The following is a 12,475-nucleotide window of genomic DNA, read 5'->3' as shown; positions in this document are numbered from 1 at the left end:
CGAAGGCCACTGAGACCCCATGGATATCGACATTCGAACCTTGCTGAGCCGGCTCGACCCGGTCTGCAAACTGGCAATGGAACAGGCCGCGCAACTGTGCGTGCGGCACACGCATTACAACGTGGACATCGAGCATCTGCTGTTGCAGTTGATCGAATCGGATGCACCGGATCTGAAAGCGATTCTCGAACGCTTTGAAATCCGCGCCGCCGATCTCACCGCGCAGTTGCAGAACGCCGTGGACCATTTCAAGCGCGGCAATGGCCGCACGCCGGCGTTGTCGCCGAACTTTTCGCCGCTCTTCCAGGAAGCGTGGCTGCTCAGTTCGATGCTGCTCGGCGAGCAGCAGATCCGCTCGGGCACGCTGGTGCTGGCGCTGCTGGAGGTGGACAGCCTGCGCGGCATGCTGATGGACTCGGCGCCGGCCTTGCTCAAGATCGCGCGTGGCGCGCTGCGTGATGGACTATCCGATATTCTCGCGGGATCGTCCGAAGGCAGCGTGGCGACTGGCGCCGGCGCGTCGAAGGCACCGGCCGGAGCGGCCCAGTCTTCGGCGATGCCGTCCGCCGATCTGAACAACGGCGGCCGCGCGTCCGCGCTCGCGCAATACACGATCGACCTCACCGCGCAAGCACGCTCGGGCGCGATCGATCCAATCTACGGACGCGACGCGGAAATCCGTCAACTGATCGACGTGCTGTTGCGCCGTCGCCAGAACAACCCGATTCTCACGGGCGAAGCGGGCGTGGGCAAAACGGCGGTCGTCGAGGGTTTCGCGCAGCGGATCGTGCTGGGTCAAGTGCCGCCCGCGCTCGTCAACGTCTCGGTGCGCTCGCTTGACCTGGCGTTGCTGCAGGCCGGCGCCGGCGTGAAGGGCGAGTTTGAAAACCGTCTCAAGTCGGTGATCGCCGAGGTGAAGGCTTCGCCGGTGCCGGTGATTCTGTTCATCGACGAAGCGCATCAGTTGATCGGCGCGGGCGGCAGCGAAGGACAGGGCGACGCGGCCAATCTGCTGAAGCCGGCGCTCGCGCGCGGCGAGTTGCGCACGATCGCGGCCACCACCTGGGCCGAATACAAGAAGTATGTGGAACGCGACCCGGCGCTCGCGCGGCGCTTCCAGGTGGTCAAGGTCGAAGAGCCGGCCGAAGCGGTCGCGATCGAGATGCTGCGCGGCATGGTGGCGAAGCTGTCCGCGCATCACGGTGTCGAGATTCTCGATGAAGCGGTGCGCGACGCGGTCAAACTTTCGCAGCGCTATATCTCCGGGCGCCAATTGCCGGACAAGGCAATCAGCGTGCTCGACACGGCCTGCGCCCGAGTCGCGATCGGGCAGAACGGTGTGCCCGAAGAGATCGAGTCACTGGGACGGGCCATCGACGCCGCCGAAAACCAGTTGCGCATTCTGCGTCACGAAGCGGCGACGGGCGCCGAGCGCGCCGAAGCGATCGCCACGCTCGCACGCCAGCTCGAAGACCAGCGCACGCAGCACGCGCGCATGAGTGACAAGCTGGCGACGGAACGGCACGCGGTCGGCGAGATTCTCGCGTGGCGCGCCAAGATCGCACAGCATGTGGCGGGCACCGAACTGTCCATGGACGAAGATGACAGCGCCTCGCTCGCCGCGAATCTCGGCAGACTGGAAAAAGGCCTCGAAGCCGTGCGCAGCGATGAGCCGATGGTGCCGGTGTGCGTAGACTCGGAAATGGTCGCCAAGGTCATCTCCGGCTGGACCGGCATCCCGGTCGGCAGCATGCTCGCCGACGAATTGCACACGGTGCTGTATCTGCACGACAAGCTCGCGGAGCGCGTGGTCGGCCAGGACGAAGCGCTCGATGCGATTGCGCGGCGTGTGCGCACCTTCCGCGCGGATCTCGACGATCCGGGCAAACCGGTCGGCGTGTTCCTGCTGATCGGACCGAGCGGGGTCGGCAAGACCGAGACCGCCGCGGCGCTGGCCGACACGCTGTATGGCGGCGAGCGCAACATGATTACCGTGAACATGTCGGAGTTCCAGGAAGCGCATAGCGTTTCGGGACTCAAGGGCGCGCCGCCGGGTTATATCGGCTATGGGCGCGGCGGCGTGCTGACCGAAGCCGTGCGGCGCCGCCCGTATAGCGTCGTGCTGCTCGATGAAATGGAAAAGGCGCATCCGGACGTGCTGGAGCTGTTCTTCCAGGTGTTCGACAAAGGCGTGATGGAAGACGGCGAAGGCGTGCCGATCGACTTCCGCAACACGCTGATCCTGCTGACTTCGAATGCCGCGCAGGACGTGATCACCGAAGCCAGCCAGGGCGGCCGCCGCCCGCCGCCGGCCGAGTTGATCGAGCGTCTGCGCCCGGCTCTGCTCAGGCAGTTCAGTCCGGCGTTTCTGGGCCGTCTCGTGCTGGTGCCGTACTACCACCTCGGCGACGCGCAGATCACCTCGATCGTCAACCTGAAGCTCGCGCGGCTCGCCGCCCGCTTCGAGCACAATCATCACGCGCCGCTGACCTGGGACGATGCGTTCGGCAGCACGATCACCGAGCGCTGCAAGGAAGTCGACAGCGGCGCGCGCAACGTCGATCACATCCTCACGCAATCCGTATTGCCGGAACTGGCGCGCGAGGTGCTCGAGCGCATTTCCGTCGCTGAACCGTTCGGCGGTGTGCATCTCGGTTTCGACCCGGCCGGCGGCGTGACATTCCGGTTCGCGCCGCGGGGAGACCAGTAACGTGGCTGTGACGCAAACCGGCTGCCTGCTCTCGATTACTTCGCCGTTCGGCGCCGACGTGCTATTGCTCGACGGCTTCGGCGGACACGAGGCGATCTCGGCGCCGTTTCGCTTCAACCTGCGCATGCGCTCGGCGAACCCGGCGCTCGATGCGCAGACCATCATCGGGCAGAACGCGACGGTGACGATCGAGGGGCCGGCCGCGGCGCCGCGCTATTTCAACGGCATCGTCACGCGCTTCGCGCAGGTCGGCGCGAACGCGCAGTACGGCTATTACTCGGCGGAACTCGCGCCGCGGCTCTGGTTGCTCTCGCTCGGCAGCGACCGCGCGATCTTTCAGAACATGACCGCGCTCGCCATCGTTCAGCAGGTGTTGTCCACGTTCAACATCGCGGTCCAATCGCGCGTGACCGGCAGCTATACGGAGCGCGAATATTGCGTGCAATACGACGAAAGCGCGTTGCAATTCATCTCGCGGCTGATGGAAGAGGAGGGCATCTTTTACTTCTTCACCTTCGCGAACGGCGCGCACACCATGGTGCTCGCGGATAGTCCGTCGGCACACCAGCCCGGCGCTGTCCCGACGCTGCGGTTTTCCGGCGATTCTGTCGGACATGACGCGAGCGAGCGCGTGAGCAGCTTCGAGATGTCGACGGGGCTCGTAGCGGCAACCTATGTGGTCGGCGATTACGACTACAAAAGCGCGAGCACGCTGAGCGCGCAGACCTCCGCGGAAACGCATGGCGCGAGCGGCATCCGCTATGCCTTTCCTGGCCGCTATGCGGCGGCCGCGGACGGCGAGCGCGCGGCCACGCTGCAGCTCGCCGCGCAGCAGATGGACCAGCAGACCGGGCGGGCCACGAGCGCCTGCTACGCGCTCGTGGCCGGCACCCAGGTGAGCCTCGCGGGCCACGCAAACAGCGCATTCAATGTGTCCTACGTGGTGCGCCGCGTGGAGCATCGCGCGTCGGACGGACAGTACGACAACGATGCCGACGTGTTCCCCGCAGCGGTCGCGTTCCGGGCGCCGCGCGTCACGCCGCGGCCGGTGGTGGCGGGCACCCATACGGCGATCGTCACCGGCTCGTCGGGCGAGGAAATCTGGACCGATTCGCTCGGCCGCATCAAGGTGAAATTCCATTGGGATCGCGTGAGCGCCGCCGACCAGAACAGTTCGTGCTGGGTGCGTGTCGCGCAGGCATCGGCGGGGGCGGGCTGGGGGCATTTGTTCCTGCCGCGAGTCGGCCAGGAAGTGGTGGTCAGCTACGTCGACGGTGATCCCGACCGGCCGCTCGTGACCGGCAGCGTCTACAACGGCCAGATGTCGCCGCCGGTCGGCTTGCCGGCTTCGCAGACGCAAAGCGTGATGCGTTCGCGTTCGTCCAAAAGCGGCACGGCGGGCAACGAAATCCGCATGGAGGACAAGCTCAACAGCGAGGAGCTGTACTTCCACGCGCAGAAGGACATGAATGTCGCGATCGAAAACGCGCTGAGCACGACCGTCATCGCGGGCGACGAGACGCACCTCGTCAAGAAGGGCAACCGCTCGCTCACAGTGGAGACCGGCAACGAGACGCATACCGTCAAGGGCACCCGCGCCGTGGATGTCACCGGCGACGAGACGCACACCAGCCACACCACCTTCAAGCACACCACCACGGGCGACTACACGCTGAAGATCAGCGGCAATCTGGTGATCGACGTGAGCGGTTCCATCAGCATCAAGGCGGGCACCTCGCTGGGCAGTCAGGCTGGGACGTCGCTGACCAACCAGGCGGGCACGACGCTCGGCAACAAGGCCGGCACCACGCTCAGCAATGAAGGCGTGGAAATCCAGAGCAAGGCATCGGCCATGCAGACCGTGGACGGCGGCGCGATGCTGACGCTCAAGGGCGGCCTGATCAAGGCGAACTGACCGACCCACTTCCATCGATGCCCGCCATGACCGAACTCTCCCCACTCGCGCCACTCTCCGCCGCGCCTCAAGCCGACGGCGTGAGCGCGGGCGCGGCTGCGAGTGTGCCCACGATCGTGGACGAGCACGACGCGGTGGGCCAGTGCATCGCCCGCACCTCGCTGCTGGACGGCGTGCCGCATGGCGAAGCGCTGCGCTACGGTGCGGGCGGCGTGCGCGTGTTTCAGGCGCATTACGTGGCCGGCAAGCTGTGCGGCCCGCTGCGCGTGTTCGACGAGCAAGGCGTGCTGATTCAGGATTCGGCCTATGAGGCGGGCGTGCTGCACGGCCCCACGACGCTTTACGCGAACGGCCGGGCCAGCGCGCGCCGTCAATACGCGATGGGCGTGCTGCAGGGTGAGAGCGTGACCTATGCGCCGTCCGGTCTCGTGACCTCGCGTCTGAACTACGAGGCCGGCAAGCTCTCGCGCGAAGCGGTGTTTCTGCACGACGGCGTAGTGGTGCGGCGCGCCAGCTACCGCAACGGTCTGCTCGAAGGCGAGACGCGCGATTACGCCGCCGACGGCACGCTGGTGCAAAGCTCGCCGTATCGCCTCGACCTGCTGCACGGCACGGTGCGCCGCTTTGCGCCGGACGGCCAGGTGAGCGCCGAGCGCCGCTATGCGGACGGCAAGCCGCTCGGCGCCTGGCAGAGTCCGGCAGCCTCGGCGGCCACGCGCGCCGATGGTCCGCCACGCATGGTCAAGCAGCTCGAAAAATGGATGAGAGGCTGACGCATGGGCATTCTGGTCACCATGGGCACGACGATCCAGTGCAGTTTCGGCGCCGCGCCCGGGACGCTGAACGTGCTGCCGACCACGGGCGTGCTGGCCGGCGCGCCGGCCGCCACCGTGATGGATCACGCGCCGATGGTCAACGTGATGCCATTTGGCACCTGCACGTGCATGGGCAATCCGGTGGTGGCCGCCGCGACCGCGGCCGCGCTCGGTGCGTTGACCCCGATGCCCTGTGTGCCGATGACGGTGGCGCCGTGGGTGCCAGGCTCGCCGACCGTCCTGATCGGCAACATGCCGGCCTTGCAGAATTCTTCCAAATTGATGTGCGCATGGGGCGGGGTGATTTCGATCGTCGCGCCGGCGCAGTTCACAACCTTGGTTCCCTGAGGACGACACAGCATGCAATACGTTTTTTCGATGACCTCGCGGATGGTGACCATCGCACTCGGCTGCGCGCTGCTGTTGTGCCTGCTGCTGTTCGCGCTTGGTTTCGAGATCGGCGCGCGTTTCGTGGCACCGCCTGCGGCGCCTGCGGCGGTTGCCATGAGCGCCGTACCGGCTGCGATACCTGCGCCGCCCCCTACGCCATTCGCCGCGCCGGCCGATAACCAGATGAGTGCTGCATCGCCCGCCTCCGATTCCTCCACCAATTAATCCCGGTACACGAGATGTCGTTTCCGTCTTTCTTTGCTTCTTCGCAGCCGTCGTGCGGTTCGCGCGTAACGCGTGCGCTACGCGGGCTGTCCCGCTGGAGTTCGGCGCTCGCGGCCGGTTTGACGCTGGTTGCCGCGCCGGCCTGGGCGGCGTCCACGGCGTCCGCCGCCGCTCAGCCGCCTCAGGTGGCGGTGAGCGGAGTCGCGGCCTTGCCGACCACCTCGACCGGACTCGTGCGGATGCCCGACGGCCGGGTGCTCGCGCCGGAATTCGCACGCATCGTGACGCGCGGCGAACTCGTGGTTGCGGTGCTCGGCGTCGATCAGCCGCCGTTTTTCGAACAGCAGCACGGTCAACTGGTCGGCATCGATATCGATATGGCCAAGGAAATCGCCGCGAAGCTCGGCGTGAAAGTGCGCTTCAATCGCGACGCCAAAACCTTCGACAGCGTGGTCAGCCTGCTCGCGAACGGCGACGCCGACATGGCGATCAGCAAACTCTCGCGCACGCTTTCACGCGCGCAAGTGGTCAGCTTCAGCACGCCGTACATCCGTTTGCATCGCGCCTTGCTGCTCAACCGCGTGAAGTTCGCGCAGCTCGCGCGCGGCCGCGCCGTGCCTGACGTGGTGCGCGTCTATGACGGCACGATCGGCGTGGTGACGAACTCGTCGTATGCGACCTATGTGGTGAGCAATTTCCCGCATGCCAAGGTGATCAGCTACCCGAGCTGGGATGCGCTCCTCAAGGCGCTCGACGCGGGCGAGGTCACGGCCGCCTATCGCGACGAATTCGAAGTCAAGCATGTGCTCAAGGTCGATCCGACCGCTTCGCTGCGCTTGCGTGTGGTGACGCTCGAAGATCTGGACGACACCATCTCGATCGGCGTGAATGTCTGCAACCCGGCGTTGCTCGCGTTCGTCAATCAGTTCCTTGCCGAGCGGACCAACAAGATCGACGTGATGACGCTGCTGCAAGCGTCCAACGATTAACCGGGATTCACACAGACATGATCAATACAAACAGGATTTACGCGCTGGCTGTGAACCCGTGGGCGGTGATCGGCAGCCTCGCGCTCGGCGGCACGTTCGGCTTGCTGCTGCCGGAACTGTCGCAGAAGTTCGCGATTGTCGGCGACATCTATGTGAACTTGCTGAAGATGACGACGCTGCCGTTCATGGTGTCGGCGGTGATCTTCAGTCTGCAGCGGCTGTTCCGCGACGGCGGCACCTCGAAGCTGCTGCTGCGCGTGGTCACGGTGTTTATCGGCGCCTCGCTGACGGTCGCCGTGGTGGGCGCGCTGGTGTTGCTGGTGATGCGGCCCGGCGTGAATCTTTCCACCGCGACCATGCATACGTTCGGGTTGATGGTCGGCAACGAATCGACCTCGAACGAAACGGTGATGAACCTGTACGGCACAGACGCGGCGGAGAAAGGCGTGAGCCTCTACGACGTGCTGACCAGCCTCGTGCCGACCAATATCTTCGCCGCGCTCGCCAACGGCGACGCGCTCAAGGCGCTGGTGTTCGCGCTGCTGTTCGGTCTCGCGGTGGGCCGCGTGCCGGAGCGGATCTCGGTCGGCCTGAGCCAGGCGCTTGAAACCGTTTATCACGCGTGCCAGAAACTGATGCACTGGCTGAGCTATCCGCTGCCACTGATTCTCTTTTGCATGAGCGCCGCGCAGCTCGGCAAATCAGGCGTCGGGCCGCTGCACGCGATGCTGCAATTCGTGATCGCGTTCTTCGTGGTCTCGCTGTTGCTGATCTCGCTCGCCGCCGTCGTGATCTGGAAGCGCTCCAGCCACTCGCTCGGCACGACGCTCGACGCCTTGCGCGCGCCGTTCGCGCTGGCGCTGGCCACGCGCAACAGCGCGGCCTGCATGCCGAGCATGATCGAAAGCCTCGTGGACGGGCTCGGCTTCGCCCGCTCGCGGGTCGAGCTGATGGTGCCGCTGACCGTCTCGCTGCTGCGGGTCGGGCCGATGGTGTATTACGTGTGCGCGACGCTCTTCATCGCGCAACTGTACGGCCACCCGCTCGGCGTCGCCGAGGTGTGCACGGTGCTGCTGGCCTCGGTGCTGGCCGGTTTTGCATCGGCGGGCATGACGGGTCTCGTGACCGTGTCGCTGGTCGGCATGACCTGCGTCTATCTCAGCCTGCCGTTCGAAGCAGCCTTCATTCTGTTCCTCGCCGTCGATCCGTTGTGCGACATGCTGCGCACGCTGATTCTCGTGATCGGCAATACGGCCGCGGTGACGGTGATCTGTCCGCGTCCGCTGAAGATCTAGGAATCCCAAATGGGGCTGATTGGCATTCTCGGGGGCATGGGCCCACTTGCAACGGTCGACTTCTTCGACCGTGTGATCCAGCTCACCAGTGCGGCGGGCGCGACGTGCGACCAGGAACACTTGCCGCTGCTGGTCGCGAATCTGCCGCACATTCCCGATCGCTCGAAGGCCATGCTGAAGAGTGGCGCGGACCCGTTGCCCGCGCTGCTGGCCGGCATCGACATGCTCAATCGCAACGAAGTCGATCTGATCGCCATTCCTTGCAATTCGGCCCACTACTGGTACGACGCGATGCGGGCACGCAGCCGCGCGCCGATCCTGCACATCGCCGAAGCCTGCGTCGCCGCGATCGCACGCGGCACGCGCCGCGCCGCCGTGCTGGCGACGGGCGGCACGCTGGCAGCCGGTCTGTATCAGAAGATCCTCGAGCGCCATGACATCGAGCCACTCGTGCCCAGCGGACCAACCCAGCAACATATCGACGCCTGTATCGACGCCGTCAAGGCGGGCGACCTCGACGCGTCGGCGGCCGAACTTGCGGCGGCACTCGCCGAGTTCGCCGCGCGTGGCGCCGAAGCCGCGGTGATGGGCTGCACGGAAATTCCGCTTGCCGCCCGCCGCATCGCAACGCCCCCGATGATGCTGATCGACAGCACGCTCGAACTGGCGCGCGTCACGGTGTCGTACGGGATGACGCGCGGCTGGAACATGCGCTCATGATGCGTACGCTCAAGCGTCTTTCGAACAGCACGCTAATGCTGCTGCTGTGCCTCGTGCTCGGCGGCCTGGCGGGCGCATTCGTGGCGCCGGTCGGTGGCTTTGCGTTTTTTGTCGGGCAAATCTATCTCGCGCTGGTCAACATGGCGGCCGTGCCGCTCCTGATGGTGGCGATGTTCTTCGGCTTGCGCCAGTTGATGCTGCTATCGCATCCGGGCTGGCGGATCGGCACGATGCTGGCGCTCGCGGTGGGCATCGTCGTCGTGTGCGCGGCGGGCGGCGCGCTGGCGGGTCTGGTGGCCGCGCCCGGTCTGCATCTGTCCGACGCGGCGCACCGGCAGCTCGGTCAGCTCGTGCTGCAAAGCGCGAGCGACGCCGAAGACATGCGCATGAAACTGTTCGGCAGCGATCCCGCAAGCGTCGCGGCGGGCGCGCTCGCGCTGCGTGACGTGATTCCGGACAACTTCTATCGCGTGCTGGCCGGCGGGCACGCGCTTGGCATTCTCACCGGCACGATCCTGTTCGGCATGGCGTTCGCCGCACTGTCGAGCGAGCAGACACGGGTGCTGCACAGCGTATTCGAGGGCATCTACCGGACCCTCGAGAATCTGATCGAATACGCCAACCTGCTGCTGCCGGTGCTTGCATTCGGCACCGCCGCGCATATCGCCGCGCAGACCGAGCACGCGACGCTCGATGCGATGAGCGGTTTCCTGCTCAGTTTTGTTCTATGCGCGGTGCTGCTGTGCGGCGCCGCCGTGCTCGTGATCGCGTCGCGCACGCGCGAGCCGCTTGGCCGGGTGATTTCGGCGCTCAAGCCGTCGGTACTCGTGGGTCTGATGTCGGGCAGCGCCACCGCGCCGATTCCGCACGCGATCGAAGCGATGAGCACGCGGCTGGGTTTCAGCCGCGGCGTCGCGGAACTCGTGGTGCCGTTCGGCAGCGTGTTCGTGCGCGCAGGCTCGGCGCTGTATTTCGCGCTCGCCACCGTCTTCATCGCGAACCTGTACGAGCGGCCGCTCGGGGTTGGCGAACTGGTGCTGACCGGCGCGGCGGCCACGGTGGCCGCGTTCGTGTCGGCGGGACGCAGCGGGGTGGCGGGGATTGGTTACGTCGGCATGGTGTTGTCGATGCTGCAATTGCCGGTCGAGGCGGCGGGCGTGTTGCTGATCGCCGTCGATCTGATCTGCGAGGGGCCGCGCAATCTGTTGAGCCTGCTGTCGGTTTGCACGGTGGTCGCGCTGGTGTCGGCGGGTTTGCCGGCCGAGCGCACGCCGTTCGTCGAAATCGGCGTGCAGCAGGAAGGCGCGGCGGTGCTGCGCTTTGCATTCACGCGCGGGCAACTCGCGCTGGCGACGGGCTGCGTGTTGCTCGCGGCGTCGCTGATTGTCCTGATGGGCGTGGGAGTAGGAGCGAAATGACGAAGGGGCGAGCGGTTCTGAACGGCAACGCACGCGGGCTGGGCGAGGCGGCAGGCATGGCGGCAAAGCGCGTGGCGCAATTCGCATGGCTGGCCGGCATTCGCCGCATCGCACGGCGCCTGCGCTTCGCGTTGCTCGCGTGCTGCGTGATGGGTCTCATGAGCGGCTGCACGATGTTCGGCGGCAAGGGCGACAAGGTGAGCTGGGATCGCCTGAGCCTCGTCGCAACTGACGACGTCAACAACAACAGCCCCGTCGCGGTCGACGTGGTGTTCGTCACCGACGACGCCTTGCTCGCGAGGATCGCCGAATTGCCGGCTTCGAAATGGTTCGCGGCGCGCGCCGATCTGGCGAGCACGTTCCCGAAATCGGTCCAGTACAAGAGTTGGGAGCTGGTGCCCGGTCAGCGGATCGACGTGCCGAGCGATGTCTTCGGCCGGCCGCGGGTGCTCGCCGCGTTTCTGTTTGCCAATTATGCGGATCCGGGCGCGCATCGCGTGCGGATCGAACCGTTGAACGGCGTCGTCGCCGTGCAACTGGATAACCACACATTTTCCGTATCGGCTGTGAAATGACAGCGTCTGGACTCGCCATGAATTCAATCCAATCCGCGCCGGCGTATGCCCGCGGCACAGCACCGGAGCAGGCATGATGTCCGATCGTGTGATGCCGGTTGTCGACCGTGTCGAGTGGCATGAGGGCATGCTGCTCTCGCCGCAGCACTTCCAGTTGATGAGCGCGCGGGTCGATTCGCTGGTCGCGTGGCAGACACTGGCCGCGGCGCCGTTCAGCTGGGGCGTGCGGCGCCTTGTGCTGGACACGGGGTTGCTTCCCGCCGGCATGGTGCGCGTGCTCGCGCTCGACGCGATCATGCCCGACGGCACGGCCGTTTCGTACTCCGCCGATGCAAGCCAGCACGGACGCCTCGATCTGTCGCTCGAACCGTATATCGAAGCACTGGCCAAAGGGCCGGTCGATTTCTACGTAACGTTGCCGGTTACGGCGTCGATGCGGCGCGACGGCGAAGCTCGCCGCTTCCGCTCGACGCTCGGCGCGCCCGTGGAAGATGAAATCTCGGAGGCGCCGCCCGCCGACGTGCCGCGCCTGCTGCCGAACCTCGTGCTGAGCGCGGGCGAGTTGCCGCCGGCGCGGATGGTGTCGCTGCGCCTTGGCACCGTGTACCGCGACAACGAAGTGGTGCGTCTGGCCGAGCGTTTGCCGCCGCTGATCGAAGTCTCGCGCGACACGCCGCTATGGGCCAACGTGTCCGCGCTGCTCGGCCAGTTGCGCGGCAAGGCGGCTTTCGTCGCGCGCCAGACGGCGAATCCTTCGTCGAAGGTCGACGACCGGCTGACGCAGCTCGAACTGAAAGACCGGCTGCGCAGCCTGCTCGCCGCGCTGCCGTTTGCCGAAGCGGTGTTGCGCACGCCGCATCTGCATCCGCTGGCGCTCTATCACGCGCTCGCGTCGCTGAGCGGCACGCTGAGCATGCTGGTGCCGGGTGGCCTGCCGCCGGTGCCGCCCGACTACGACCACGGTGATCCGCTGACGGTCTTCACGCCGTTGCTACGCACCTTGCGCGATGCGGTTTCCGAAGTCGCGGAAGGGTATCGCGAGCACAAGTTCGAATTCCGTCACGACGCATTCGAGATCGCACTGAACCCGGAATGGCTGGGCGAGCGCGTGGTGGTCGGCCTGCGCGGGCAGTCCGACCGCGATTTACTCGCGTGGATGGAAGGTGCCGTGGTCGGTTCGCAGTCGGTCTATGCGTCGCTGCGCAGCCGCCGTGTGCTGGGCGCGACGCGGCGTGCGGTCGACTACGCGGAAGAGTTGGGCATCCGCTCCGGCTCCGGTTATCTGTTGTTCGAGATTCAGGCCGACCCGGCTCTCGTGGTCGCCAGCGAAACACTTGTCATCAGCAATCCGAATGAAGGCGCGAGCGCGCAGCGGCCGCAGGAAATGCTGCTGTTCGTCAAAGGCTGATGGTCGGGGAATAAA

Annotated in this window: 11 protein-coding genes; all 11 read left to right on the top strand. The window is 66.0% G+C overall.

What is annotated here, in order from left to right:
• Positions 1–19: 19 nt before the first annotated feature.
• The 11 genes from tssH to tssK all read left to right on the top strand — a co-directional run bounded on the left by tssH (position 20) and on the right by tssK (position 12,460).
• Entirely contained in the window at positions 20–2,710 is a 2,691-nt protein-coding gene (tssH, locus tag P0D96_RS23965; protein ID WP_408315603.1) for a type VI secretion system ATPase TssH, read from the top strand.
• A gap of 1 nt (position 2,711) precedes the next feature.
• Positions 2,712–4,625, top strand: coding sequence for a type VI secretion system tip protein TssI/VgrG (tssI, locus tag P0D96_RS23960; RefSeq protein WP_408315601.1), 1,914 nt, complete (start codon positions 2,712–2,714; stop codon positions 4,623–4,625).
• Positions 4,626–4,651: 26 nt separating this feature from the next.
• A complete protein-coding gene (locus P0D96_RS23955; protein WP_408315599.1) occupies positions 4,652–5,398 on the top strand; it encodes a toxin-antitoxin system YwqK family antitoxin in 747 nt (248 codons plus the stop codon).
• 3 nt (positions 5,399–5,401) lie between these two features.
• Positions 5,402–5,788, top strand: a complete 387-nt coding sequence (locus P0D96_RS23950) for a DUF4280 domain-containing protein (protein ID WP_408293474.1) — start codon at positions 5,402–5,404, stop codon at positions 5,786–5,788.
• 12 nt (positions 5,789–5,800) lie between these two features.
• Entirely contained in the window at positions 5,801–6,055 is a 255-nt protein-coding gene (locus P0D96_RS23945) for a hypothetical protein (RefSeq protein WP_408293477.1), read from the top strand.
• A 14-nt stretch (positions 6,056–6,069) separates the two neighbouring features.
• A complete protein-coding gene (locus P0D96_RS23940; RefSeq protein ID WP_408293480.1) occupies positions 6,070–7,044 on the top strand; it encodes an ABC transporter substrate-binding protein in 975 nt (324 codons plus the stop codon).
• A gap of 20 nt (positions 7,045–7,064) precedes the next feature.
• Positions 7,065–8,339 (top strand): dicarboxylate/amino acid:cation symporter, encoded by a 1,275-nt coding sequence (locus P0D96_RS23935; protein ID WP_408178342.1) that lies wholly within the window; start codon positions 7,065–7,067, stop codon positions 8,337–8,339.
• 9 nt (positions 8,340–8,348) lie between these two features.
• Complete coding sequence (gene cuyB, locus P0D96_RS23930) at positions 8,349–9,059, top strand: cysteate racemase (RefSeq protein ID WP_408315597.1); 711 nt, start codon at positions 8,349–8,351, stop codon at positions 9,057–9,059.
• Positions 9,056–10,477: a dicarboxylate/amino acid:cation symporter gene (locus P0D96_RS23925; protein WP_408315595.1), complete on the top strand. Its 1,422-nt coding sequence runs from the start codon at positions 9,056–9,058 to the stop codon at positions 10,475–10,477. The genes cuyB and P0D96_RS23925 overlap by 4 nt, the downstream gene beginning before the upstream one ends.
• Entirely contained in the window at positions 10,474–11,052 is a 579-nt protein-coding gene (locus tag P0D96_RS23920; RefSeq protein WP_408315593.1) for a hypothetical protein, read from the top strand. The genes P0D96_RS23925 and P0D96_RS23920 overlap by 4 nt, the downstream gene beginning before the upstream one ends.
• A 73-nt stretch (positions 11,053–11,125) precedes the next feature.
• Positions 11,126–12,460, top strand: coding sequence for a type VI secretion system baseplate subunit TssK (tssK, locus tag P0D96_RS23915; RefSeq protein WP_408293490.1), 1,335 nt, complete (start codon positions 11,126–11,128; stop codon positions 12,458–12,460).
• Positions 12,461–12,475: the final 15 nt, after the last annotated feature.

The organism is Paraburkholderia sp. RL17-347-BIC-D (genome assembly GCF_046027915.1).
In the GTDB taxonomy this organism is placed as follows: Bacteria; Pseudomonadota; Gammaproteobacteria; order Burkholderiales; family Burkholderiaceae; genus Paraburkholderia.
This window is presented reverse-complemented; position numbering and strand designations above follow the sequence as displayed.